We start from the raw sequence: 24425 nt of genomic DNA, 5'->3' as shown, positions 1-24425 counted from the left end.
GCCAACGTTCCCGATTTTCGTTCAAATCGCTCCCGGCTCAAGCGACCGCGAGGCCGAATCCCTGCATCAGCCTGCGCGTGGCGAAATCGCTGCGGCCGGACGTGAAGACGGCGAGGTCGGCGCCGCCGCCCGCGCCAAGGCCGGCGCCGGGCTCCATCTGCTTGAGCAGCGACAATGCGCGCCGCGCGATCGCTTCGGCGGGGTCCAGCCAGTCCACCGGCCAAGGCGCGGTCTTGCGCATGCGGTTCACCAGGAAGGGATAATGCGTGCAGCCGAGAACCACGATGTCGGTACGGGCACCGTCCTTCTCGATGAAGCAGGGGGCGATCTCGGCGCGCACGACCTCCTCGTCGACGAAACCCTCGCGCATATAGGTTTCGGCAAGGCCCGCCAGCCTGTCGGAACCGACCAGGCGCACATGGCACTTCTGCGCCCATTTCTCGATCAGGTCGCGCGTGTATTGCCGCTTCACCGTGCCCGGCGTGGCCAGCACCGAGACGAGGCCGGAGCGGGTACGCTCGGCCGCCGGCTTGATGGCCGGCACCGTGCCGACGAAGGGATGGCCGGGGAACTTCCGGCGCAGGGCATCGATGACCAGCGTCGAGGCCGTATTGCAGGGAATGACCGAGAGTTCCGGCTGGTATTTCGCCAGCAGGGTGCCGAACAGGTCGAGGATGCGGGCGGACAGGGCCGCCTCTTCCCACCCGCCATAGGGAAAGGCGGCGTCGTCGGCCACATAGACGAAACGGCGGTCCGGCATCAGCACCCGCGCCTCGCGCAGCACGGTGAGCCCGCCGATGCCGGAATCGAACATCAGCACCGGCCGCCGTTCAGTCATCCCTGGCTCCCCCCTCCGGCGCTTCGGCTTCGCCATGGGCGTCGCGGTCGGCCTTGGCCTTGCGCTCGGGATAACCGGCGCCGCGCGGCACCTTAGGCGAGAAATAGTCGAGCGAGGCGATCACGCCGCGCAGCACCCTCAGCTCCGGCTCGGCAAAGCCGGCCCGGGTCAGCACGGCGCGCAGATTGTCCACCATTTTCGGCTTCTTCTCCGGCGGGCGGAAATAGCCGCGCGCCTCCAGCGCCGCCTCCAGATGCTCGAACAGCCCGTGCAACTGCTCCTTGCTGGCGGGCGACATGTCGGGGCCGGAAAAATTTGTCGCCGTCTCGTCTTCCAGGCCGGACTTCATCCACTCATAGGACATCAGCAGCACCGCCTGGGCGATGTTGAGCGAGGCGAAGCTAGGATCGACCGGAAAAGTGACGATCTCGTCGGCCAGGCCGACTTCCTCATTGTCGAGGCCGAAGCGCTCGCGTCCGAACAGGATGCCCGTGCGCTGCCCGGCCGCCCCGCGCGCCCTCAGCGCCCTGCCCGCCTCCACCGGCCCGCGCACGGGCTTGAAGCCGTCGCGCTCGCGCGCGGTGGTGGCGAAGACGAAATTGAGATCGGCGATCGCCGACGGCAGATCGGAGAATACCCTGACGGCATCGATGACATGGTCGGCGCGGCTGGCGGCGGCACGCGCCTTCTCGCTCGGCCAACCGTCGCGCGGGTTGACCAGGCGCAGCTCCGTCAGTCCGAAATTGGCCATGGCGCGCGCCACCATGCCGATGTTCTCGCCAAGCTGCGGCTCGACCAGGACGATGGCCGGCCCGGCGGTGGATTTTGCGGTGGTCTTGCTGGAGGACATGCTCTCAATGAATTGCGGTTTGCGGCATTTTTCCGCGTCCCTGACATATTCGGCCGGGAAAATGAAGCTTTTCCAAAGATAGGCCGACTTTATTCCGAAAGGAGGCGCGCTGCGCCGGGACGCCGTTTGCACCCCCTCACCCGCTTTGATATAGGGGCCGCAGCCCGGCCGAGCCCTTCAGGCAAAGCCGTTCCAGATTTCCAGCAACGAGGCGTTTTTCCATGGCGAAGATCAAGGTGGCGAACCCGGTCGTCGAGCTCGACGGCGACGAGATGACCCGCATTATCTGGCAGTTCATCAAGGACAAGCTGATCCACCCCTATCTCGACATCGACCTGGAATATTACGACCTCAGCGTCGAGCATCGCGACGCCACCGACGACCAGGTGACGATCGACGCCGCCAACGCCATCAAGAAGCACGGCGTCGGCGTCAAATGCGCCACCATCACCCCCGACGAGGCGCGCGTGGAGGAATTCAAGCTCAAGAAGATGTGGAAGAGCCCCAACGGCACCATCCGCAACATCCTGGGCGGCACCATCTTCCGCGAGCCGATCATCATGAAGAACGTGCCGCGCCTGGTGCCCGGCTGGACCAAGCCGATCGTCGTCGGCCGTCATGCCTATGGCGACCAGTACCGCGCCACCGACTTCCGCTTCCCGGGCAAGGGCAAGCTGACGATCAAGTTCGTGGGCGAGGACGGCACCACGATCGAGCACGACGTGTTCGACGCTCCCGGCTCGGGCGTCGCCATGGCCATGTACAACCTCGACGAATCGATCCGCGAGTTCGCCCGCGCCTCGCTGAACTACGGGCTGCTGCGCAACTATCCCGTCTACCTGTCGACCAAGAACACCATCCTGAAGGCCTATGACGGCCGCTTCAAGGACCTCTTCCAGGAAGTCTACGAGGCAGAGTTCAAGGAGGAGTTCGAGAAGCGCAAGATCTGGTACGAGCACCGCCTGATCGACGACATGGTGGCCTCCAGCCTCAAGTGGTCGGGCGGCTACGTCTGGGCCTGCAAGAACTATGACGGCGACGTGCAGTCCGACACCGTCGCGCAGGGCTTCGGCTCGCTCGGCCTGATGACCTCGGTGCTGATGACGCCGGACGGCAAGACCGTGGAAGCCGAGGCCGCGCACGGCACGGTGACCCGTCACTATCGCCAGCACCAGAAGGGTCAGGAGACCTCGACCAACTCGATCGCCTCGATCTTCGCCTGGACGCGTGGCCTCGCCCACCGCGCCAAGCTGGACGACAATGCCGAACTGAAGCGCTTTGCCGAGACGCTGGAGAAGGTCTGCATCCAGACCGTCGAGTCCGGCTTCATGACCAAGGACCTGTCGCTGCTGATTGGCCCCGATCAGCCGTGGCTGTCGACGACCGGCTTCCTCGACAAGATCGACGAGAACCTCCAGAAGGCGATGGCGTAAGCGCGGCGCCTGCCGTATCGGCTGAACGAACCGGGGCCTTCCGCGACTTCACTAAAGCCGCAGAAGGCCCCTTTTCATATCCGGATTGCGCAAAGCGCGAGACCTATCACCTGCCGAGCGCTTCCAGCAGCCGCACCGCGGCCATGAAGTCGCGCTTGCGCATCGCGCGACGAGCGATGGCCTCCGAATCCTGGCCCCAATGCTCGATCTGCCAGTCTTCGTCGACATGCGCCGCCTGCCAGGCTTCCTCGGCGTCCAGTTCGCCACGCTCCACGGCAAGCGCCAGCAGCGCCGAACCGGTCAGCGAGGTCATGAGATGGATGGCGGCGAGCCTGAGCGGCTGCGGCCGCTGGGCCAGATGCGCGCCGAGAACGGCGATCGACTCGCGCGGCTGCTCGACATGGATCACCCCCTCGGCAAGGTTGAAGCGGGCGCCGAGCGCCGCACGCACCCAGTCCAGCACCGGGTCCCAGTGCCGGTTCTGGCGGTTGACCAGCCCTTCCGGGCCGTCGGCGCGGTAGCACAGAAGGTCCGTCGCGGAAAACCTCAAAATGTCTTCCAGAACCGCCTGCGGATCGGCGGCAACGCCGTCCAGAGCGGTATTGACCAGCCGCAGCACCGGCATGGTGACAGGGTCGACGACATCTTCCTGCGCGCCGAATTCCTCGGCCACCAGCGCGGCGGCCGCCTCGCTCGGAAGCGCCAGCAGCGCCTTGCCAGGCGTGCGCACCGGCCTGCCGTCGAGATGCACGCCAAAGCCGTCCTCGCCAGGCACGACGGCCGCCTGCTCGTAGAAGCGCTTCGGCAGCGGCGTCTTCATCTGGATCTGCGCCCGGCGTACCGGATCGGGATCGGAAAGCTGCCGGCCGGCTTCCAGATCGCTCAAAATGTCGCGCATGGTATCTCCTATCCGGGCAAGTAACGCCGCCCCGGCCGGCTGACCAGAACCAGCCCGGCGGCGATCAGCGCCAGCGCCACGAAGATGCGCCCGTCCAGTGGTTCGCCCAGGAAAATCGCCCCGCACAACACGCCGAACACCGGCGAGAGAAAGACGAAACTCGTCAGGCTGCTAGCGGGATAGCGACCCAGCATCCAGAACCACAGCACATAGCTGAAGGTAACGATATAGACGCCCTGGAACAGCAGCGCCAGCACTGGCAGGGTCGAGATGGTGCGGATCGGCGTGCCGTCAAGAGGCAGCGCAATCAGGCCGACGGCGATGGCGCCGGCAAGCTGGTAGAGCAGCGTCTTTTCCGCGCCGATGCGGGCGAGGTTCGAGCGCTTGATGACGACATTGCTCAGTGCCCAGAAAAATCCTGCCAGAAGGCTCAGCAAGTCTCCGACCAGTGTGCCGTCCATGCCGCCGTCAAGCTTGTCGAAGAACATCGCCACCAGCCCGGCAAAGGCGAGGGTCAGGCCGAGCAGCTTGCGTTGCGTGATGCGCTCGCCGAGAAGGAAATGCCCCAGCAGAAGCACCCAGAACGGCATGGTGTTCACGAGCAGCGTGTTGTTCGCCACCGTCGTGCGTTCCAGCCCGACATAGAGCAGCAGGAACTCCAGGCCGAACAGCAGGCCGGCAAGAGCGCCGGCCCCCAAGGTGCCGTCGCGCCGGAACAGCGGAACGCCGCGCCACCGGCACCAGGCAAGCACCAGCGCACCGCCGATGACCGATCGGCCTATGGACAGGACCACCGGGCTGAAGCCGGAATAGGAAACCTTCGCCGCGACATAGTTGAACCCCCAGGAAAAGGTCAGGAAGACCATGAGGGCAGCGGCGGTCATGTCGATGGAACTGCGTTGCGCCGGCACGGCACCGCCGCTCATGGGTCCGGTTCCGCCGTGGCGTCTTCGAAACCCAGCAGGTTCCAGCTCTGGCGCATATGCGGCGGCAGCGGCGCGGTGACATCGACCTTGCCGCCGGACGGATGGGGAATGACGATGCGGCGCGCGTGCAGGTGCAGCCGGTTCTGCATGCCACCCGGGAAATCCCAGTTGGTGTCGGCCTCGAAATATTTCGGATCGCCGATGATCGGACAACCGATATGGGCGGCATGGACGCGCAACTGGTGGGTGCGTCCCGTATAGGGCTCCATCTCCAGCCAGGACAGCGCCTGCGCCGCCTGCTCGACCACGCGATAGTAGGACACGGCGTGGTCGGCGCCCTTCTCGCCATGCTTTGCGACGCGCACGCGGTCGCCGTCGGGCGTCTGCTCCTTCACCAGCCAGGTGGAAATCTTGTCCTCGCGCTTGGCCGGCACGCCCTTGACCAGCGCCCAGTAGGTCTTCTTGGTCTCGCGCGCACGGAACGCCTCTGAAAGCTTCATGGCAGCAAGGCGCGTGCGCGCCACCACCAGCACGCCGGACGTGTCGCGGTCGAGCCGGTGGACGAGACGCGGCTTCTCGCCCTTCTTGTTGCGCCAGGCTTCCAGCATGTCGTCGACATTGCGGGTCACGCCGGAGCCGCCCTGCACGGCAAGCCCCGCCGGCTTGTTGAAGACGAAGACCTTGTCGTCTTCATGCAGCAGCATCTTGGCCAGAACGTCGGCGTCGCCCTGATTGCGGATCGAATGGCCGGTGAGTTGGCCCTCGCCCTTCCTGTCCACTTCAAGCGGGGGAATGCGGATCACCTGCCCCGGTTCGACGCGCGTATCGGACTTCGCACGGCCGCCATCGATGCGCACCTGGCCGGAGCGCAGCAGTTTCTGCAAATGGCCGAAGCCCAGCCCGGGATAGTGGGCCTTGAACCAGCGGTCGAGCCGCATGCCCGCCTCGTCGGCCTCAACCGTGATCTGTTCGACGCCTGCCATGTCTCTCTGCCGCCTGCCTTCGACGGCCAGATAGCACTATGAAACGGTTCTGACGAGCCAGAGACCCAGAAACAGGGCAAGAATCGCGCCGACGACGCTGGCCAGCATATAGCCGAGAGCCGGCAGTGCCGAACCACGCTCCCAGAGCGCCGCGAAATCCAGCGAGAAGGAAGAAAACGTCGTGAAGCCGCCGAGCACGCCGGTGGCCACGAACAGGCGCAGCTCGTTCGAGGCGCCGAAGCGGCGCGCCAGAATTTCGATGAACGCGCCCATGGCGAAGGAGCCGGCGATGTTGATGAGCATGGTGCCCCACGGAAAGTGGGGTCCCCACAGGCGCAGCGCCCCCAGGCCGGCGAGATGGCGCGCCGAAGCGCCGAGAGCGCCGCCGATGGCGACGAGCAGGACATGATACATGTGACGCCGCGGCCTCACTCCGGTGCTTCAAGGAAGGACCGCACCGGAACCGGCGCGGCCGCGGCCGCATCAGGCGGCCTCGGTCTTTTTCGGCTTGCTGGATCCGATCATCTTCCAGTTCTTGTAGAAGATGGAATTGATGCGCTCGACGCTCACCGACACCAACGCCAGAAGGGCCGAGATCAGCCCGGGCACCGGCGACGGCCGGACGATATCCATGAAAACGCAATAGCGGCGGCCGTCATATTCGTTGACCGAACGGTGCAGCAGCGTGTCGTCGAAGATGAATAGCGGGTTGTCGTGCCAGTAGTTCTTGACGTTGCCGCATTGCACGAAAATCTCGGCATTCACCGGAATGAGATTGTAGAGCACGCGCAGGCTCAGCCGCAGCGGGCCGAAATGCCATGAAGTCGATTCGCGGCCGGAAAACACGGAGACCGCGATCGTCTTGACGTATTTGAAATCCTTGTTGAATTCAGCCACGTTGTCGATCTTGTGCTTGCCGTACCATTGGTAGACATACATGCCGCGCCGGCCCGAGCCGAAGGCCGCGTCGATGTCGGCGATGATCTCGTTGCGGCGCTCCTTGAAGGTGCCGAGCACCTCCTCCACCTCGGCCCGGCAGTCCGGCGGAAGCTGGTCCAGCTTCCACACGCCGTGATTGCGGTAACTGAGAAGATCGACCAGCAGGTTGAACGGCGAAAGCAGCCAGGTGAACATGCCGTTGCCCATGAAGTAGAGGGTGAACAGCCGCGGGTCCTTCCGGTCGTTGCGCAACACGTCGATCAGCCCGCAGACGAGGAAGACGATCGTGATGATGGGAATGAAGTAGAGCGCGACCACCAGGACGGGGATCGCAATGGCAAGCTTGCGTATCAGTTTGCGCTGGTCTTTCGTCATCCGCTCATGGCTCCGGGACGTTTAAACCTCAGTGGCGATTTCGGCAGACTATTCCTTTTTGCGCCGGGCTCCAAGCGGCCCTACTTGTCGGCGCGTTCCTTGCGCAGCTTCGACCAATAATCCAGCCGCTTCCTGATCTCGCGCTCGAAACCGCGCTCGGGTGGGTCGTAGAAGGTCTGGCGGCCCATCTTCTCGGGAAAATAGTCCTGCCCGGAAAAGGCGTCGGGTTCGTCGTGGTCATAGAGGTAGCCGGCGCCGTAATCCTCTTGCTTCATCAGCTTGGTCGGCGCATTGAGGATGTGCTTGGGCGGCAGCAGCGAACCGTGCTCCTTGGCCGCGCGCGTCGCAGCCTTGAAGGCGGTGTAGACCGCGTTCGACTTCGGCGCCGTCGCCAGATAAACGCAGGCCTGGGCAAACGCCAGTTCGCCTTCCGGCGAGCCGAGATAGTCGTAGGCGTCCTTGGCGGCATTGGCGATCACCAGCGCCTGCGGATCGGCAAGGCCGATATCCTCCACCGCCATGCGCACCAGCCGGCGTCCGAGATAGAGCGGGTCCTCGCCCGCATCGAACATGCGCGCCAGATAATAAAGCGCGGCATCCGGGTCCGAGCCGCGCACGGATTTGTGCAGGGCCGAGATCAGATTGTAATGGCCGTCCTGACCCTTGTCGTAGATCGGCGCGCGGCGCTGGACGATGCGCTGCAGCCCCTGCGGGTCGAAGAGCTCGCCCGGCTTGGCGGCGCGCCACACCTCCTCGGCCAGCGTAAGCGAAGCGCGGCCGTCGCCATCGGCCATGCGCACCAGCATCGCCCTGGCCTCGGCATCGAGCGGCAGAGGGCTTCCCTGCTCCTCCTCGGCGCGGGCAAGCAGCTTGGCGATGCTGTCTTCCCCCAGCGCCTGGAAAACCAGCACGCGCGCGCGAGACAGGAGCGCGGCGTTCAACTCGAAGGACGGGTTTTCCGTGGTGGCGCCAACCAGCACCACCGTGCCGTCTTCCATGACCGGGAGGAAACTGTCCTGCTGGGCACGGTTGAAACGATGGATTTCGTCCACGAACAGCAGCGTCTGCCGGCCGTTGGCGCGGCGCAGGCGCGCGGTCTCGAACACCTTCTTCAGGTCGGCCACGCCGGAAAAGATGGCCGAGATCTGCTCGAAGGCGAGATGGGTCTCGCCCGCCAGAAGACGCGCCACCGTGGTCTTGCCGGTGCCGGGCGGGCCCCAGAAGATCATTGAGCCCAGCGAGCCGGACGCGATCATGCGCGTCAGCACCCCGTCGGACCCGGTCAGATGGTCCTGACCCACGACCTCGGCCAGCGTCTTCGGCCGCAACCGGTCGGCCAGGGGCTGGCCGGGCGGCGCCTTGCGCGGTTCGTCGCGTGCGAAGAGATCAGCCATGGCTATATCGGCGAGCTGTGGTTCGAGCGGAAAAGCTGTTCCGCATTATCTAGGGTCCTGACCCTAGTAACGCAGCACCTGTTGCAAAAGCTGCCCGTCGCGCTCGACGCTGAAACGCCACCAGCGCGTGTTCTGCTGCGAAATCAGGGCAAGTTTCTGAGGGGTGTCGATTGTCTGGCCGTTGACCTCGCGCACGATGTCGCCGGGCTGGAAGCCGAAGCCGGCAGCCGGGGAGTTCGGCGCGATATCCGTTATCACCACCCCCGTGCTGGCACTGCCGACATTGAGCTGTTGCGCAAGCCGCGGCGAGAGTTCGGCCACCTTGGCGCCGGCAAAGGGGCTGCGACCGGGCAGCAGCACCGGCGGCGCGTTTTCGCCGGCCGGCGCGCGCTCCAGTTCGATCTCGACCTTTTCGGTCTTGCCCTTGCTCAGCACCTCCAGTTCGGCCTTCGAGCCGATCGGCGCGGTGGCCAGCCGGTAGCCCAGCGCGTCCACGCCCTCGAGCGGCGCGCCGTTGAAGGCCAGAACCACGTCGCCGGCCTTCAGCCCGGCCTTGGCCGCAGGTGCGTCTTCCTGCACGTTGGACACCAGGGCGCCGCGCGGCGCGTCCATGCCGAGGGATTCCGCGATCTGCGGCGTCACTGGCTCGAAGCCGGCGCCGATATAGGGCCGCTCGAAGAACTCCCGGCCGGCCTTGGCCGCCTCCAGGAAGGCGCGCACCATGTTGGACGGAATGGCAAAGCCGATGCCGATGGAGCCGCCGCCCCGGGAGAAGATGGCGGTGTTGATGCCCACCACCTGCCCTTCCATGTTGATGAGCGCGCCGCCGGAATTGCCGGGATTGATGGCCGCGTCGGTCTGGATGAAGAAGCCGGAATCGGAAATGCCGACAGGCGAGCGCGCCAGGGCGGACACGATGCCGCTGGTGACGGTCTGCCCGACGCCGAAGGGATCGCCGATCGCCAGCACGAGGTCGCCGACCTGGAGCGCATCGGAATCCCCGATCGCGACGACCGGGAAGGGCTTGTCGGACTCGATCTTGAGCACCGCCAGATCGACCGACTGGTCCTTGAGCAGGATCTTGCTGGTGAATTCGCGTCCGTCCGAGGTGGAGACCTTCACCTCGTCGGCGTTCTGGATGACATGGTAGTTGGTGACGATGAGGCCGCTCGGGTCGACCAGCACGCCCGAGCCAAGCGACGCCTGCGCGCGCGGCCGGGAAGGCCCGAAGAACTGTTCGAAGAACGGATCGCCTGCAAAAGGCGAAACCACCTTGGCCGTCTGCGAGGCGTAGACGTTGACCACGGCCGGCGCGGTCTGCTTGACCAGCGGCGCAAAGGAAAGCTGTATCTCCTCGCGGCCGAAGGGCACGCGCCGGTCTGCCCCCGCGTTCTTGTCGGCGCCCTCCACACCGCGCAGCAGGTCGGTCAGCACGTCCGAGAGACCGGGCTGGCTGTCCTGGGCCACGGCCGCCCCTATGCCGAGCGGCGCGGCAACAGCCATGAGGCCACAGACCAGGACGGGAAAGAGCCACTTGGCGCGCATCGCGAATCCTCCGGGACGAAGTCGGCGCCATTGTCGCGACGATTGTGCAAAATGAAAGGCTTATCGCGATTTTTTTACTCGCCCCTAAAGCCGCGCGAAAAGGCCCCGGTCCGCTGGAGCCGGGGCCTTCTCTTCCGGGTGGCTAAGGATGTACGGCCGTAGGCCGTTCAGATGGCGATCTTGCCACCGCCCTGCCTGGTGATGGCGACCACGGCGGGCCGCACAGGCATGTCCGGCTTGAAGTCCGGCCAACGGGTGGACAGGTCTTCGTAATAGGAAGGCCGGCCGAATGCTTCCCAGTCCGGGCCGCCGTCGCCCGGATGCTGGACGGCGACGAAGGCGGTCTCGTCATCCGGCGTGAAAAGCGGGCCGCACATTTCCGCCCCGACCGGCACGCGGAAGAAGAGCTTGGACGTCGCGCGCGCGCCGCCCTCGGTGTCGACCGCCCAAAGGCCGTCCGTGCGGCCGGTTTCCTTGGCATTGTTGCCGTCGGTGGCGACCCAGAGCCGGCCGGCCGAATCGACCGCGCAATTGTCGGGCATGCCGAACCAGCCGCTCGCGGTGGTGTCGGTGGAGAAGGAAGCGCCGACATCGGCCACGGACGGATCACCGCATTTCAGCAGGATCTCCCACTTGCCCCTGGCAGCGGCGAAATCGCCTTCATCCTCGGCGATCTCGATGATGTGGCCGAAGGCGTTCCTGGCACGCGGATTGGCCGCGTCCACCTGATCGTCCTTGCGCTTGGTGTTGTTGGTCAGCATGACATAGACCTTGCCGTTGACGCCGTTCGGCTGGACGTCCTCCGGCCGGTCCATCTTGGTGGCGCCGAGCAGATCTGCCGCGCGGCGGGTCTCGATCAGGACGTCCGCCTGGCTGTCGAAGCCGTTTTCGGCCGTCAGCGGGCCCTGGCCGAATACGACGGGCAGCCATTCCACCGCGCCGTCCTCGGAGAACCTGGCGACATAAAGGGTGCCGTCGTCCAGCAGATCCATGTTGGCGGCGCGATTGTCCGGGTCGAACCTGCCGGCCGTGACGAACTTGTAGACATAGTCGAAGCGCTCGTCGTCACCGAGATAGAAGACCACGCGCCCGTCCCTGGAAACGATGGATTCGGCGCCCTCATGCTTGAAGCGGCCGAGCGCGGTGCGCTTCTTCGGCATCGAGGTCGGGTCGTCGACGTCCACCTCCACGATCCAGCCGAAGCGGTTCGGCTCGTTGGGCTCCTTGGACAGGTCGAAGCGATCGTAGTGCGCGCCCCACTCGTAGGCGCCTTCCGGAACGCCGTAGCGCTTGTAGTTGGCCGCCTCCTTGTGGCCCTCGGGCAGCGAGCCATTGAAATAGCCGTGGAAGTTCTCTTCCGCCATGACATAGGTGCCCCAGGGCGTGACGCCGCCGGCGCAATTGTTGAGCGTGCCGATCACCCTGGTCCCCGAAGCATCGGCGTTGGTCTTGACACGGTCGTGCCCGGCGACCGGCCCCGAAAGCTCCATCTCCGTGTTGGCAGTGATGCGGCGGTTCAGCTTGCCGTCGCGCACCACCTTCCACTTGCCGCCTTCCTTGCGGATCTCGACCACGGTGCCGCCATGCGCGGCCATCTCGACATCGACCTGTTCCTTGCTGAGCGGCGCAAGCTCCAGGTCCTTCTTGCCGTCCTTGTCCACCACCTTCACGATGCCGGGGAACATCAGGTGCGGGTTCGTATACTCGTGATTGACAACGAGGAGGCCGTGCTCTGCCGAACCCTCGATCGGGATATAGCCGACATAGTCGTTGTTGTAGCCGAACTGTTTCGACTGGGCCTCTGCCGCCTGGCTCGCCGGATCGAACTCCGGAGCGTCGGAGAACAGCGGATCGCCCCAGCGCAGCAGCACGTCGGCGTCATAGCCGGCAGCGACGTGATGCTTGTCGTCGATGCCCGCCTCGACCTCGTCGAAGACGAAGGCGGACCCATTGTCGGCGCGTGCTTTCTCGGCCGAGAGCAGCGCAACCGGGCCGACGGTGGCCGCTATCGCCGACACGGCGAGCGAGCCCTGGAGGAAGCCCCGGCGAGAAAAGCGCGCGGCAATGATCTCGCCCATCGTGCGGTTTTCGGTGGCATTGCTGCCCGGGCCGTCGCTTTCTTCGAGCAGGCTGGTGCGGAAATGGGCGTGCTGCATCTCGTCGGACATGGCTGGATCTCCATCTGGCTGGCATTTCGAGCCTGTCCGTAGAGGCCGCCCGTAACAGGTTGATGACGAGGCCGCCGCCTCCCGTGGATGAAGGAGGCGCGCCGCATCGAGCCGCACAACTTGCCTTCCGCCCGAAACGCGTGGCGGCGCGGGAAAGGGCCAAAGAAAAAGGGGCCGCGAGGGCCCCTTCCTGTCGTGGTGCTGAAGATAGCGATTATGCCGCTTCGGCTTCCTCGTTGCCGCCTTCGGCCTCAAGCCGGGCGCGGTCGGCCGCACCCTTTGCCGAGGTGTCGCGGTCGACGAACTCGATCACCGCCAGCGGGGCGTTGTCGCCGTGGCGGAAGCCCGCCTTCATGATGCGCAGGTAGCCGCCGTTGCGGGTGGCGTAGCGCGGCGCGAGCGTGTCGAACAGGCGCTTGACCACCGACTCGTTGCCGATCTGGGCGATGACCTGACGGCGGGCGTGCAGGTCGCCGCGCTTGCCGAGGGTGACGAGCTTCTCGACGATCGGACGCAGGTCCTTCGCCTTCGGCAGGGTGGTGACGATCTGCTCATGCTCGATGAGCGAGACGGCGAGGTTGGCGAACATCGCCTTGCGGTGGCTGGAACTGCGGGAAAACCGGCGGCCTTTGAAACCGTGGCGCATGGCTCTTTTCCTTCTTTAGCTTGTCAAGAGGCCACGGCCTCTGATGGTTTTCCGCATGGCCGTCGGACCGGCGCGCCGGTCCTTGGCACCATGCTCTATTCAGGTTCAGTACTGGTCTTCGTAGCGCTTGGCGAGATCTTCGATGTTCTCCGGCGGCCAATCCGGCACTTCCATGCCGAGGTGCAGGCCCATGGCCGCCAGCACTTCCTTGATCTCGTTCAGCGACTTGCGGCCGAAGTTCGGGGTGCGCAGCATCTCGGCTTCGGTCTTCTGGATCAAGTCGCCGATATAGACGATGTTGTCGTTCTTCAGGCAGTTGGCCGAACGCACCGAAAGCTCCAGCTCGTCCACCTTCTTGAGCAGCGCCGGGTTGAAGGCAAGCTCGGTGACGGCCTCGGCCGCGGCTTCCTTCTGGGGCTCCTCGAAGTTGACGAACAGGCCGAGCTGGTCCTGCAGGATACGGGCGGCAAAAGCCACCGCATCCTCGCCGGAGATCGAACCGTCGGTCTCGATGGCCATGGTCAGCTTGTCATAGTCGAGAACCTGGCCCTCGCGGGTGTTCTCGACCTTGTAGGAGACCTTCTTGACCGGCGAGTAGAGCGAGTCGACCGGGATGAGACCGATCGGCGCGTCCTCGGCACGGTTGCGCTCCGCCGGCACGTAGCCCTTGCCGGTGTCGACCGTGAACTCCATGCGGATCTCGGCGCCCTCGTCCAGGGTGCAGATGACGTGCTCGGGGTTCAGGATCTCGACGTCGCCCACTGTCTGGATGTCGCCCGCGAGAACGGCGCCCGGACCCTGCTTGCGCACGACCATGCGCTTGGGGCCCTCGCCTTCCATCTTGATGGCGATTTCCTTGATGTTGAGAACGATGTCGGTCACGTCCTCGCGAACGCCGGCGATCGACGAGAACTCATGCAGCACGCCGTCGATCTGGACGGCGGTGACTGCGGCGCCGCGCAGCGACGACAAAAGCACGCGGCGCAGCGCGTTGCCCAGAGTGAGACCGAAGCCCCGCTCCAGCGGCTCGGCCATCAGCGTGGTCAGCGTCTTGCTCTTGGACGAGAACTCGATCTTGTTGGGCTTGATCAGTTCCTGCCAGTTTTTCTGGATCATGTTGCCTTCCTTCCGTTAACCCGCCACCATCCAATCGTGACGGGCGACCTGGAAAGCCAGTGGAGCGCCTCGCGGCGCCCCACGGCGGTTCATTGTTTGTCAGACGCGGCGCTTCTTGCGCGGGCGGCAGCCATTGTGCGGGATCGGCGTGACGTCGCGGATCGAAGTGATGGTGAAGCCGGCGGCCTGAAGCGCGCGCAGAGCCGACTCACGACCCGAGCCAGGACCGCAGACCTCGACCTCAAGGGTACGCATGCCATGCTCCTGCGCCTTCTTGGCGGCATCCTCGGCGGCCATCTGGGCCGCGAACGGGGTGGACTTGCGCGAGCCCTTGAAGCCTTGAGCACCCGCCGACGACCAGGCGATCGCATTGCCCTGCGCGTCGGAGATGGTGATCATGGTGTTGTTGAAGGTGGAATTCACGTGGGCGATGCCCGAAGAAATGTTCTTGCGCTCGCGGCGGCGAACGCGGGTGGCTTCCTTGGCCATGATTTTCCTTTCGATTGATCTCTACGCCGCCGTAATTCCAGCGGCTACACCAGACGGTGAATGGTGAATGGGAAAATGGTAAATGGTCAAAACCGCCATTCACCATTCACTATTTCACCATTCGCCAGATTATTTCTTCTTGCCTGCAATCGCCTTGGCCGGACCCTTGCGGGTGCGCGCATTGGTGTGCGTGCGCTGGCCGCGCACCGGCAGCGAGCGGCGGTGACGCAGGCCGCGGTAGCAGCCGAGGTCCATCAGCCGCTTGATGTTCATCGACACTTCGCGGCGCAGGTCGCCCTCGACCTGGTAGTCGCGGTCGATGGCCTCGCGGATCGCAAGCACCTCGGCGTCGGTGAGCTGGTTGACGCGGCGCTCGGCCGGGATACCGACCTTGTCGATGATCTCCTGGGCGAACTTCTTGCCGATGCCGTGAATGTACTGAAGCGCGATGACGACGCGCTTGTTGGTCGGGATGTTGACGCCGGCTATACGAGCCATTTTCTTCTCTTTCTCCATTTGGGCCGGCTGCCCCTAAAGGGCACCATGCCGGCGCTTTGCGTTGACCCGCGTCCGGTGGAGGCCGGCCCTTGCGGGGGTCTTCGGTTCAATATGATCGCCCCGCCCGCTCGGACAGGACAAGCCTATGCTGATAGGAAGACGGGCCGCCATACTCCAGCAGCCCGGCCTCGTCAAGTCCAATCGCTCACGCGCCAGCGGTCGCGGCCGCAACCGCGTTCTCGATCTGCCGGGTGACGTCGTCTATATCGGCCATGCCGTCCACCGTACGGAGTTCGCCGGTGCGGGCATAATAGGCCGACAACGGCGCGGTCTTCTCGCGATATTCGACCAGCCGCTTCTTGAACGATTCGGGGTTGTCGTCGGCCCGCACGGTACCGCCCGCCGCGATCGTCTCGGCGACGCGCTTTTCCATGCGCTTGACCAGCGCCGTCTCGTCCACCTTCAGTTCGATGACGGCATCGAGCCCGCGCCCTTTCTCGGCAAGGATGCGATTCAGTGCCTCGGCCTGCGGAACGGTGCGCGGATAGCCGTCCAGAATAAACCCGTTCTTCGCATCGGCTTCGTCGACGCGCTCGGCGACGATCTGGTTGACGATCTCGTCGGAGACGAGTTGGCCGGCATCCATAACCGCCTTGGCCCGCTTGCCGACGTCCGTTCCGGCCTTGACCGCTGCACGCAGCATGTCGCCGGTGGAAAGCTGCGGGATGCCGTGCCGCTCAACCAGGCGCTGCGCCTGGGTGCCCTTGCCCGCCCCCGGCGGTCCCAGCAATATCAATCTCATCTGCCTCTCTTGCCCCCGCGCAGCTTCGACTTCTTGATCAGACCTTCATACTGGTGTGCGATCAGGTGTCCCTGAATCTGCGCCACGGTATCGAGCGTAACACTGACGACGATCAGAAGCGAAGTGCCACCAAGGTAGAACGGCACGCCAGTGGCGGTGATGAGAAATTCCGGCAACAGACATACGGCGACCAGATAGATGGCGCCGACAACGGTGATGCGGGTCAGCACATAGTCGATATAATCGGCCGTGCGCTCGCCGGGGCGATAGCCGGGAATGAAGCCGGAATGCTTCTTCAACTGGTCTGCCGTGTCCTTCGGATTGAAGACGATGGCCGTGTAGAAGAAGGTGAAGAAGACGATCATCGCCGCGTAGAACACCATGTAGAGCGGCTGGCCGTGGCCGAGCGAGGCCAGAACGGTGTTCATCCAGGCCGGCAGATTGGTGGTGTTGGAGAAACCGGCCACCGTGGCCGGCAGCAGCAGCAGCGACGAAGCGAAGATCGGCGGGATGACGCCCGAGGTGTTCAGCTTCAGCGGCAGGTGCGAGGTATCGCCCTGGAACATGCGGTTGCCGACCTGGCGCTTCGGATACTGGATCAGCAGCCGGCGCTGCGCGCGCTCGAAGAACACGATCAGCGCGATGACCACGATGGCCAGCACGATGATGGCCAGGATCACCCCGGTGGACAGCGCGCCGGTTCGGCCCAGTTCCAGCGTGCCGGAAATGGCGTGCGGCAGGCCGGCGACAATGCCGGCGAAGATGATGAGCGAGATGCCGTTGCCGATGCCGCGCGCGGTGATCTGCTCGCCCAGCCACATCAGGAACATGGTGCCGCCGACCAGCGTGATGACCGTCGAAAGCTGGAAGAACAGCCCGGGATTGGTGACGATGCCGTTGCCGCCTTCAAGCCCGATCGAAATGCCGTAGGCCTGAACCAGCGCCAGGAGCACCGTCCCGTAGCGGGTGTACTGGTTGATGATCTTGCGCCCCTGCTCGCCTTCCTTCTTCAGCGCTTCGAGCGACGGGATGACCGACGTCATGAGCTGCATGATGATGGAGGCGGATATGTAGGGCATGATGCCCAGCGCGAAGATCGCCATGCGCTGAACGGCGCCGCCGGCGAACATGTTGAACATGCCCAGCACGCCCTTGCTCTGCGAGTTGAAGGCCTGGGCGAAGGCATCGGGATTGATGCCGGGAAGCGGAATGTAAGTGCCGAGACGATAGACCAGCAGCGCGCCGATGGTGAACCAGATGCGCTTCTTCAGATCCTCGGCCTTGGCGAAGGCGGCGAAGTTGAGATTGGAAGCAAGTTGTTCTGCAGCCGAAGCCATCAATTAATCTCCGCCGGGGCAGCGACGTCAGCATGAAGGCCGCCCTGCCCTGTCCTTGTTCTAGCGTCGGATGATTCCCGAAGACCGCTTCGCATTCTTCGGGCCGCCGCCGGATAACGCAGGAAGCCCGCTTCGGGCAGCGCCTATCACCGAGACCCGGAAATAGTCCCGGCAAGGCCAAGATGCAAGCGGCCGCGATGACGCGGCCGCTCGCGAAAGGCATTTACTCGGCCGCGGCCTTTTCCGGCAGCTTCACCGAGCCGCCGGCCTTCTCGATCTTCTCGATCGCGGCCTTGGAGGCGCCGGCGACGTCGAAGGCGACCTTGGCCTTCAGTTCGCCGTCGGAAAGGATGCGCACGCCGTCCTTGGCGCGGCGCACCACGCCGGCCTTGACCAGCGCCTCGGCGTTCACCGTCTCGGCGGCGTCCAGCTTCTTGGCGTCGATCGCGGTCTGGATGCGGGCCAGCGACACCGTCACGAACTCCTTCGCGAAGATGTTGTTGAAGCCACGCTTCGGCAGGCGGCGGTAGAGCGGCATCTGGCCGCCCTCGAAACCGTTGATCGCCACGCCCGAGCGGGACTTCTGGCCCTTGACGCCGCGGCCGCCGGTCTTGCCGAGGCCCGAGCCGATACCACGGCCGACACGCTTGCGGGCCTTGGTGGCGCCCTCGTTGTCACGCAGTTCGTTGAGTTTCATCTGAAATCTCCTCAGCCCCTGCTCACTTCTCGTCCACGACGCGGACGAGGTGGGAGACGGCGGCGATCATGCCGCGCACGGAGGGCGTATCCTCCAGGGTGCGCTGCTTGTGCATCTTGTTGAGGCCGAGGCCGACCAGCGTGGCGCGCTGCTCCTTCGGCCGGCGGATCGGGGAGCCGATCTGCTCGACGGTGATGGTCTTGGTTGCTTTCTTGGCCATGGTTCAGATCCCTGGTCCCTACCGACTATTCGTCGGCCGCAACGGCGGTGCCGCGGCGAGCCTGAAGGGTCGAGTACTTGATGCCGCGCGCAGCAGCGACGTCCTTGGGGTGCATCTGGTTCTTGAGCGCGTCGAAGGTGGCGCGAACCATGTTGTAGGGGTTCGACGTGCCCATCGACTTGGCGACCACGTCGTGCATGCCCAGCGTCTCGAAAACGGCGCGCATCGGGCCGCCGGCGATGATGCCGGTACCCGGCTTAGCGGCACGCAGCAGCACCTTGCCCGCACCCCAGCGTCCCTCGACGTCGTGATGCAGCGTGCGGCCCGAACGCAGCGGCACGAAGATCATCTCGCGCTTGGCCGATTCGGTGGCCTTTCGGATCGCCTCAGGCACTTCGCGCGCCTTGCCGTGGCCGAAGCCGACGCGGCCCTTCTGGTCGCCGACGACGACGAGCGCGGCGAAGCCGAAGCGACGGCCACCCTTGACCACCTTGGCGACGCGATTGATGTGAACGAGCTTGTCGACGATGCCGTCGTCGCGCTCCTCGCGGTCACGACCGCGATCGCGGCCGCCGTCCCTACGTTCCTGTGCCATATCCTGTTCCTTGTTCTTTTCCGGAAGCACGGTTTGCTGAAATGCCGGCACCCCTTACGGGATGCCGGCGGTGAAAGTCAAATTCGTTCCGATGCGGCCCGGCCGGCCGGGTAACGATCAGAAGCTCAGGCCGCCCTCGCGCGCGGCTTCGGCCAGCGCCTTGACGCGGCCATGATAGATGTAGGGCCCGCGGTCGAACACCACTTCCTTGACGCCCGCCTTCAGCGCGCGCTCGGCAACCAGCTTGCCGACCGCCGCGGCTGCCGCAGCGTCCGCGCCGGTCTTGAGCGAGCCCTTCAGTTCCTTCTCCAGCGTCGAAGCGGCCGCGAGCGTGCGGCCCTGGGCATCGTCGATCACCTGCACGTAGATGTGCTTGGAGCTGCGATGCACGCTAAGGCGCGGGCGGCCGTTGGCAACCGCCTTGATCTGCCGGCGGACGCGCGCCGAACGGCGCTGGGTGGATTCCTTCGAAGCCATGATGGTTCTTTCCTGCCTTGTAAAACGGGAGCTGCCATGTGCGGTAGAGCGTATCGTCTCCCGCGGCCCCTTCCCGTGGCGTTGCTATCGGTGAATGGTGAATGGAAAAATGGCAAACGGGAAAGGCTGCGATACAGCCCGCACCCTGTCGTCTACCACTTCACCATTCACCATTCACCATTTGCTCGACTACTTCTTCTTGCCTTCCTTGCGGAAGACCTTCTCGCCGAAATAGCGCACGCCCTTGCCCTTATACGGCTCGGGCTGGCGATATTCGCGGATCTCGGCGGCAACCTGGCCGACCTTCTGCTTGTCGATGCCGGTGACGCTGATCTCGGTCGGCTTCGGGCAGGCAAGGGTGACGCCTTCGGGAGCCTCGTAGACCACCTCGTGGCTGAAGCCAAGAGACAGCTGCAGGTTCTTGCCCTGCATGGCGGCACGGTAGCCGACGCCCTGGATCTCGAGCTTGCGCTCGAAGCCGTCCTTCACGCCGACCAGGATGTTCTCGATCTGCGAGCGGGACATGCCCCACTTCGAGCGGGCATCCTTGGACTGGTCGCGCGGCTCGACGCTGATCTCGCCGTTCTCCAGCTTGACCAGCACCTCGTCGTTGACGACGAACTTCAGTTCGCCCTTCGGCCCCTTGGCCGTCACGGTCTGGCCGGTAACGGTCGCGGTCACGCCTTGCGGCACCGAAAGCGGTTTCTTTCCAATACGAGACATTTCTTGTCCCTCTTTCCTTAGCAGCTATGAATGGTGAATGGAAAAATGGTGAATGGCGCAAAGGGCCGCCGCGTCACCATTCACTATTCACCATTGACCATTCACCCTCAGAATATCTGGCAGAGGATTTCGCCGCCGACATTCTGCTCGCGGGCCTCGTGATCGGCCATCACGCCCTTCGGCGTCGAAAGGATGGCGATGCCGAGGCCATTGGCCACCTGCGGGATCGACCTGGCCGAAACATAGACGCGGCGGCCCGGCTTGGAAACGCGGGAGATTTCCCGCACGACCGGCGCACCGTCGAAATATTTCAGCTCGATCTCCAGTTCCGACTTGCCGTTGCCGAAATCGGTCTGGCTGTAGTCGCGGATATAGCCTTCGGCCTTGAGCACGTCGAGGACGCGGGCGCGCAGACGCGAGGCCGGCGTCGACACGGTCGACTTCTTGCGGCCATAGGCGTTGCGGATACGGGTCAGCATATCGCCGAGAGGATCGCTCAGTGACATCTTATGTCCTCCTTACCAGCTCGACTTGACCAGGCCCGGGATCTGGCCGGTATTGCCCAGATCACGCAGCGCGACACGCGAAAGCTGCAGCTTGCGATAGAAAGCCCGCGGACGGCCGGTGACTTCGCAGCGGTTACGGATACGGATCTTGGCCGAGTTGCGCGGCATCGCCGACAGCTTGAGCTGGGCGCGGAAACGCTCTTCCATCGGGATGGACTGGTCCATGACGATGTCCTTCAGCGCCTTGCGCTTGGCGGCGTACTGCTGGACGAGCTTGCGGCGCCGGTTGTTCTTCTCGACGGAGCTGGTCTTTGCCATTTCAGATTCTTCCTTTTCTCGCTGCCGTTACTGGCGGAAGGGGAAGTTGAAGGCCTTGAGCAACGCCCTGGCCTCGTCGTCCGTCTTCGCAGTCGTACAAACGATGATGTCCATGCCCCAGATCTGATCGACCTTGTCGTAGTTGATCTCCGGGAACACGATGTGCTCCTTGATGCCCATGGCGTAGTTGCCACGGCCGTCGAAGCTCTTCGGGTTCAGGCCGCGGAAGTCGCGAACGCGCGGCAGCGCGATGTTGACCAGGCGGTCCAGGAATTCGTACATGCGCTCCTGGCGCAGCGTCACCTTGGCGCCGATCGGCATCTGCTCGCGCACCTTGAAGCCGGCGATCGACTTGCGCGCGCGGGTGACGACGGCCTTCTGGCCGGTGATCAGTGCAAGGTCCTCGGCCGCCACGGACGGCTTCTTGGAATCGCCCGTCGCTTCGCCGACGCCCATGTTCAGCACGATCTTGTCGATGCGCGGAACCTGCATCTCGTTGTCGTACTTGAACTGCTCGCGCAGCGCCTGCTTGATGGTCTGGTTGTAGACCTTCTTCAGGCGCGGCATGTTCTTGGCTTCCGCCTGTGCTGCCTTAGCCATTGATCGTTTCTCCCGAGCGCTTGGCAAAGCGCACCTTCTTGCCGTCCTTCTCGAACTTGAAGCCGACGCGGGTCGGCTTGCCGTCCTTGGGATCGGCAACCGCCAGGTTCGAGAGATGGATCGGCGCTTCCTTCCTGATCAAGCCGCCCTCTTGCGCCTGGGTCTGGCGCTGATGGCGGATGACGATGTTGATGCCGCGCACGATGGCCGTGTCGTCCTTCGGCTGCACGGACAGGACTTCGCCGGAGCGGCCCTTGTCCTTGCCCGAAAGCACGACGACCTTGTCGCCTTTACGGATCTTCTGCATTGTTGCGGCTCCTTACAGCACTTCGGGCGCGAGGGAGATGATCTTCATGTGGTTCTTGGCGCGCAACTCGCGCGGAACCGGTCCGAAGATACGCGTGCCCACCGGCTCTTTCTTGTTGTCGACGAGAACGGCCGCGTTCTTGTCGAACCGGATCACGCTGCCGTCGGGGCGGCGGATGTCCTTGGCCGTGCGCACCACGACCGCCTTCATCACGTCACCCTTCTTCACGCGGCCGCGCGGAATGGCTTCCTTGATCGACACCACGATGATGTCGCCGACGGAGGCGTACTTCCGCTTCGAGCCGCCCAGCACCTTGATGCACATGACACGACGGGCGCCGGAATTATCCGCCACGTCGAGGTTTGTTTGCATCTGAATCATGACTGGCCGCCTTCTTCTTTTCTATCGGGACGGGCGCTGAGCCCCTCCCCGGTCTGTCCAAAATTCGTCTTACGCCTGCTCGGACGTCACCACGACCCAGCGCTTGTCCTTGGAGATCGGCTTCGATTCCTGGATCAGCACGGTGTCGCCGACCTTGTGGGCGTTGTTCTCGTCGTGCGCCTTGTACTTCTTCGACATGCGCACGACCTTCTTCATCATCGGATGCATGAAGCGGCGCTCGACCTTGACGACGACCGTCTTCTCGTTCTTGTCGCTGACGACAGTGCCCTGCAATATGCGCTTCGGCATGGTCCTTAACCCTTCTTGGCCGCCGACTTCTCGGCGGCGATGGTCTTGATGCGGGCGATGTCCTTGCGGACCTGCCTCACGCGGGCGGTCTTCTCGAGCTGGCCCGTCGCCTTCTGGAAGCGCAGGTTGAACTGCTCCTTCTTGAGGGAGGCCAGGTCGTCGGCGAGCTGATCCTGCGTCTTGGCGCGGAGTTCTTCGGCTTTCATCTTGAGCTTCCTTATTCCGCGATGCGCTGCACGAAGCGCGTCCTGACCGAGAGCTTGGCCGCGCCCAGGCGCAGCGCCTCGCGGGCCACCTCTTCCGGCACGCCGTCAATCTCGAACATGATGCGTCCGGGCTTCACACGGCAGGCCCAGTAGTCCACGGCGCCCTTGCCCTTGCCCATGCGGACTTCGGTGGGCTTGCTGGTGACGGGCAGATCCGGGAACACCCGGATCCAGACACGGCCGGCACGCTTCATCTCACGAGTGATCGCGCGGCGAGCCGCCTCGATCTCGCGCGCGGTAACGCGGTTCGGCTCCAGCGCCTTCAGTCCGAAACCGCCGAAGTCCAGGTTGGTACCGCCCTTGGCAGCACCGTGGATACGGCCCTTGAACTGCTTGCGGAACTTTGTGCGCTTTGGCTGCAGCATCTTACTTGCTCCAAATTCTCAAATGCGTCAGGCGTTCTCGCGACGGCGGCCGCCGCTGCGCTCGCCTGCGTGATCGCCTTCGGTGGCGCGGCGCTCCGAAGCCATCGGATCGTGCTCGAGGATCTCGCCCTTGAACACCCACACCTTGACGCCGCAGATGCCATAGGCGGTGTGCGCCTCGGCAGTGCCGTAGTCGACGTCGGCGCGCAGGGTGTGCAGCGGCACGCGGCCCTCGCGATACCACTCCATGCGCGCGATCTCGGCGCCGCCGAGACGGCCGGAGCAGTTGATGCGGATGCCTTCGGCGCCGAGCCGCATGGCCGACTGCACGGCCCGCTTCATCGCCCGGCGAAACGCGATGCGGCGTTCCAACTGCTGGGCGATCGACTGCGCGATCAGCGTGGCGTCGGTCTCGGGCTTGCGCACCTCGACGATGTTGAGGTGCGTCTCCGACTTGGTCATCTCGGTCAGCTTGCGGCGCAGCTTCTCGATGTCGGCGCCCTTCTTGCCGATGATGAGGCCCGGGCGCGCGGCGTGGATGGTCACGCGGCACTTCTTGTGCGGGCGCTCGATGACGACCTTGGAGATCGCGGCCTGCTTCAGTTCCTTCTCAAGATACTCGCGGATCTTGAGATCCTCGTGCAGCAGCTTGCCGTACTCGCCGGTGTTTGCGTACCAGCGCGAATCCCAGGTGCGGTTGATGCCGAGGCGGAGACCGATCGGATTGATTTTCTGGCCCATTATGCGGCCTCCCCTTTCTCTTCCACTTCACGAACGACGATCGTGAGGTGTGAAAACGGCTTCTCGACGCGGCTGGCGCGGCCGCGGCCACGAGCGTGGAAACGCTTCATGACGATCGACTTGCCGACATAGGCCTCAGCGACGACCAGGGCGTCGACGTCGAGGTCGTGATTGTTTTCCGCGTTGGCGATCGCCGATTCCAGCGTCTTCTTCACCGTGCCGGAAATGCGCTTGCGCGAGAATTCCAGGTCGTTCAACGCAGTGGCGACCTTCTTGCCGCGGATGAGCGCAGCAACCAGGTTCAGCTTCTGCGGGCTGACGCGGATCGTGCGCAGAACGGCGCGCGCCTCGTTGTCAGCAAGCCTGCGCGGAGCTTTGGCCTTGCCCATCGTTACTTCCTCTTCGCCTTCTTGTCCGCGCCGTGGCCGTAATAGGTACGGGTGGGCGCAAACTCACCGAACTTGTGGCCGACCATGTCCTCGTTCACGGAAACGGGGACGTGCTTCTGGCCGTTGTAGACACCGAAGGTGAGGCCGACGAACTGCGGCAGGATGGTGGAGCGACGGCTCCACATCTTGATCACCTCATTGCGACCGCCTTCCCGAACCTTGTCTGCCTTCTTCAGAAGGTAGCCGTCGATGAAGGGGCCTTTCCAAACAGAACGAGTCACTGGGGCTACCTCT

The 24425-nt window shown here is 64.3% G+C and carries 33 protein-coding genes; 1 reads left to right on the top strand and 32 read right to left on the bottom strand.

What is annotated here, in order from left to right; all coding sequences use genetic code 11:
- Nucleotides 1-37: 37 nt before the first annotated feature.
- Together murI and ACTDI4_RS10735 are read right to left on the bottom strand one after the other, a co-directional pair.
- Nucleotides 38-838: a glutamate racemase gene (gene murI / locus ACTDI4_RS10740; RefSeq protein ID WP_442841127.1), complete on the bottom strand. Its 801-nt coding sequence runs from the start codon at nt 836-838 to the stop codon at nt 38-40.
- Nucleotides 831-1688, bottom strand: a complete 858-nt coding sequence (locus ACTDI4_RS10735) for an RNA methyltransferase (RefSeq protein WP_442841126.1) — start codon at nt 1686-1688, stop codon at nt 831-833. The genes murI and ACTDI4_RS10735 overlap by 8 nt, the downstream gene beginning before the upstream one ends.
- A 221-nt stretch (nt 1689-1909) precedes the next feature.
- Between ACTDI4_RS10735 and ACTDI4_RS10730 the strand changes: the two genes are divergently transcribed.
- Nucleotides 1910-3121: an NADP-dependent isocitrate dehydrogenase gene (locus ACTDI4_RS10730; RefSeq protein WP_442841125.1), complete on the top strand. Its 1212-nt coding sequence runs from the start codon at nt 1910-1912 to the stop codon at nt 3119-3121.
- 106 nt (nt 3122-3227) lie between these two features.
- Here ACTDI4_RS10730 and ACTDI4_RS10725 read toward each other — a convergent pair whose 3' ends face one another.
- From ACTDI4_RS10725 to rpsS, 30 genes are all read right to left on the bottom strand, one after another.
- Nucleotides 3228-4019 carry an ATP12 family chaperone protein gene (locus tag ACTDI4_RS10725; RefSeq protein WP_442841124.1) on the bottom strand — a complete coding sequence of 264 codons (792 nt, stop codon included), beginning with the start codon at nt 4017-4019 and terminating at the stop codon, nt 3228-3230.
- 8 nt (nt 4020-4027) lie between these two features.
- The gene (locus ACTDI4_RS10720) at nt 4028-4945 is read right to left on the bottom strand and encodes a DMT family transporter (RefSeq protein WP_442841123.1); all 918 of its coding nucleotides are present in this window, start codon (nt 4943-4945) and stop codon (nt 4028-4030) included.
- Entirely contained in the window at nt 4942-5928 is a 987-nt protein-coding gene (locus tag ACTDI4_RS10715; RefSeq protein WP_442841122.1) for an RluA family pseudouridine synthase, read from the bottom strand. The genes ACTDI4_RS10720 and ACTDI4_RS10715 overlap by 4 nt, the downstream gene beginning before the upstream one ends.
- 36 nt (nt 5929-5964) lie before the next feature.
- Nucleotides 5965-6342: a fluoride efflux transporter CrcB gene (crcB, locus tag ACTDI4_RS10710; RefSeq protein ID WP_442841121.1), complete on the bottom strand. Its 378-nt coding sequence runs from the start codon at nt 6340-6342 to the stop codon at nt 5965-5967.
- Nucleotides 6343-6411: 69 nt separating this feature from the next.
- The gene (locus ACTDI4_RS10705) at nt 6412-7242 is read right to left on the bottom strand and encodes an aspartyl/asparaginyl beta-hydroxylase domain-containing protein (protein ID WP_442841120.1); all 831 of its coding nucleotides are present in this window, start codon (nt 7240-7242) and stop codon (nt 6412-6414) included.
- Between the two features lie 80 nt (nt 7243-7322).
- Nucleotides 7323-8636: a replication-associated recombination protein A gene (locus ACTDI4_RS10700; protein WP_442841119.1), complete on the bottom strand. Its 1314-nt coding sequence runs from the start codon at nt 8634-8636 to the stop codon at nt 7323-7325.
- Between the two features lie 63 nt (nt 8637-8699).
- Complete coding sequence (locus ACTDI4_RS10695) at nt 8700-10181, bottom strand: DegQ family serine endoprotease (RefSeq protein ID WP_442841118.1); 1482 nt, start codon at nt 10179-10181, stop codon at nt 8700-8702.
- Nucleotides 10182-10348: 167 nt separating this feature from the next.
- Nucleotides 10349-12349 carry a PhoX family protein gene (locus ACTDI4_RS10690; protein ID WP_442841117.1) on the bottom strand — a complete coding sequence of 667 codons (2001 nt, stop codon included), beginning with the start codon at nt 12347-12349 and terminating at the stop codon, nt 10349-10351.
- A 214-nt stretch (nt 12350-12563) separates the two neighbouring features.
- A complete protein-coding gene (gene rplQ, locus ACTDI4_RS10685) occupies nt 12564-12995 on the bottom strand; it encodes a 50S ribosomal protein L17 (protein ID WP_442841116.1) in 432 nt (143 codons plus the stop codon).
- A gap of 105 nt (nt 12996-13100) precedes the next feature.
- Nucleotides 13101-14111: a DNA-directed RNA polymerase subunit alpha gene (locus ACTDI4_RS10680; protein ID WP_442841115.1), complete on the bottom strand. Its 1011-nt coding sequence runs from the start codon at nt 14109-14111 to the stop codon at nt 13101-13103.
- A 99-nt stretch (nt 14112-14210) separates the two neighbouring features.
- Nucleotides 14211-14600 carry a 30S ribosomal protein S11 gene (gene rpsK, locus ACTDI4_RS10675; protein ID WP_442841114.1) on the bottom strand — a complete coding sequence of 130 codons (390 nt, stop codon included), beginning with the start codon at nt 14598-14600 and terminating at the stop codon, nt 14211-14213.
- A gap of 129 nt (nt 14601-14729) precedes the next feature.
- Nucleotides 14730-15098: a 30S ribosomal protein S13 gene (gene rpsM, locus ACTDI4_RS10670; RefSeq protein ID WP_354195970.1), complete on the bottom strand. Its 369-nt coding sequence runs from the start codon at nt 15096-15098 to the stop codon at nt 14730-14732.
- 205 nt (nt 15099-15303) lie between these two features.
- Entirely contained in the window at nt 15304-15900 is a 597-nt protein-coding gene (locus ACTDI4_RS10665) for an adenylate kinase (RefSeq protein ID WP_442841113.1), read from the bottom strand.
- Entirely contained in the window at nt 15897-17237 is a 1341-nt protein-coding gene (secY, locus tag ACTDI4_RS10660) for a preprotein translocase subunit SecY (protein ID WP_442841112.1), read from the bottom strand. Before secY ends, ACTDI4_RS10665 begins: the two co-directional genes overlap by 4 nt.
- A gap of 223 nt (nt 17238-17460) precedes the next feature.
- Nucleotides 17461-17934, bottom strand: a complete 474-nt coding sequence (gene rplO, locus ACTDI4_RS10655) for a 50S ribosomal protein L15 (protein ID WP_442841111.1) — start codon at nt 17932-17934, stop codon at nt 17461-17463.
- Nucleotides 17935-17956: 22 nt separating this feature from the next.
- Nucleotides 17957-18154 carry a 50S ribosomal protein L30 gene (rpmD, locus tag ACTDI4_RS10650; protein ID WP_442841110.1) on the bottom strand — a complete coding sequence of 66 codons (198 nt, stop codon included), beginning with the start codon at nt 18152-18154 and terminating at the stop codon, nt 17957-17959.
- Between the two features lie 25 nt (nt 18155-18179).
- On the bottom strand, nt 18180-18749 hold the full coding sequence (gene rpsE, locus ACTDI4_RS10645; protein WP_442841109.1) for a 30S ribosomal protein S5: 570 nt from the start codon (nt 18747-18749) through the stop codon (nt 18180-18182).
- A 117-nt stretch (nt 18750-18866) separates the two neighbouring features.
- Complete coding sequence (gene rplR / locus ACTDI4_RS10640; RefSeq protein ID WP_442841108.1) at nt 18867-19226, bottom strand: 50S ribosomal protein L18; 360 nt, start codon at nt 19224-19226, stop codon at nt 18867-18869.
- 189 nt (nt 19227-19415) lie between these two features.
- Nucleotides 19416-19949 (bottom strand): 50S ribosomal protein L6, encoded by a 534-nt coding sequence (rplF, locus tag ACTDI4_RS10635; RefSeq protein ID WP_442841107.1) that lies wholly within the window; start codon nt 19947-19949, stop codon nt 19416-19418.
- Nucleotides 19950-20056: 107 nt separating this feature from the next.
- A complete protein-coding gene (gene rpsH / locus ACTDI4_RS10630) occupies nt 20057-20455 on the bottom strand; it encodes a 30S ribosomal protein S8 (protein WP_442841106.1) in 399 nt (132 codons plus the stop codon).
- A gap of 12 nt (nt 20456-20467) precedes the next feature.
- Nucleotides 20468-20773, bottom strand: a complete 306-nt coding sequence (gene rpsN, locus ACTDI4_RS10625) for a 30S ribosomal protein S14 (protein WP_442841105.1) — start codon at nt 20771-20773, stop codon at nt 20468-20470.
- A gap of 27 nt (nt 20774-20800) precedes the next feature.
- Nucleotides 20801-21373 carry a 50S ribosomal protein L5 gene (gene rplE / locus ACTDI4_RS10620; RefSeq protein WP_442841104.1) on the bottom strand — a complete coding sequence of 191 codons (573 nt, stop codon included), beginning with the start codon at nt 21371-21373 and terminating at the stop codon, nt 20801-20803.
- Nucleotides 21366-21680: a 50S ribosomal protein L24 gene (gene rplX / locus ACTDI4_RS10615; RefSeq protein WP_442841103.1), complete on the bottom strand. Its 315-nt coding sequence runs from the start codon at nt 21678-21680 to the stop codon at nt 21366-21368. The genes rplE and rplX overlap by 8 nt, the downstream gene beginning before the upstream one ends.
- Nucleotides 21681-21692: 12 nt before the next feature.
- Nucleotides 21693-22061, bottom strand: coding sequence for a 50S ribosomal protein L14 (rplN, locus tag ACTDI4_RS10610; protein WP_024924768.1), 369 nt, complete (start codon nt 22059-22061; stop codon nt 21693-21695).
- Between the two features lie 69 nt (nt 22062-22130).
- Nucleotides 22131-22370: a 30S ribosomal protein S17 gene (gene rpsQ / locus ACTDI4_RS10605; protein ID WP_442841102.1), complete on the bottom strand. Its 240-nt coding sequence runs from the start codon at nt 22368-22370 to the stop codon at nt 22131-22133.
- A 5-nt stretch (nt 22371-22375) separates the two neighbouring features.
- Nucleotides 22376-22576 carry a 50S ribosomal protein L29 gene (rpmC, locus tag ACTDI4_RS10600; RefSeq protein ID WP_442841101.1) on the bottom strand — a complete coding sequence of 67 codons (201 nt, stop codon included), beginning with the start codon at nt 22574-22576 and terminating at the stop codon, nt 22376-22378.
- A gap of 11 nt (nt 22577-22587) precedes the next feature.
- The gene (gene rplP, locus ACTDI4_RS10595) at nt 22588-23001 is read right to left on the bottom strand and encodes a 50S ribosomal protein L16 (RefSeq protein WP_442841100.1); all 414 of its coding nucleotides are present in this window, start codon (nt 22999-23001) and stop codon (nt 22588-22590) included.
- A gap of 27 nt (nt 23002-23028) precedes the next feature.
- Nucleotides 23029-23742, bottom strand: coding sequence for a 30S ribosomal protein S3 (gene rpsC / locus ACTDI4_RS10590; RefSeq protein WP_315919964.1), 714 nt, complete (start codon nt 23740-23742; stop codon nt 23029-23031).
- The gene (gene rplV / locus ACTDI4_RS10585; RefSeq protein WP_442841099.1) at nt 23742-24131 is read right to left on the bottom strand and encodes a 50S ribosomal protein L22; all 390 of its coding nucleotides are present in this window, start codon (nt 24129-24131) and stop codon (nt 23742-23744) included. The genes rpsC and rplV overlap by 1 nt, the downstream gene beginning before the upstream one ends.
- 2 nt (nt 24132-24133) lie before the next feature.
- Entirely contained in the window at nt 24134-24412 is a 279-nt protein-coding gene (gene rpsS / locus ACTDI4_RS10580) for a 30S ribosomal protein S19 (protein ID WP_035032279.1), read from the bottom strand.
- Between the last annotated feature and the right edge of the window lie 13 nt (nt 24413-24425).

Origin of the sequence: Mesorhizobium sp. PUT5 (assembly GCF_052216645.1) — a bacterium.
Lineage (GTDB): Bacteria > Pseudomonadota > Alphaproteobacteria > Rhizobiales > Rhizobiaceae > Mesorhizobium.
The sequence above is the reverse complement of the archived record's forward strand: the minus strand, read 5'-3'. Positions and strand labels throughout refer to the sequence as shown.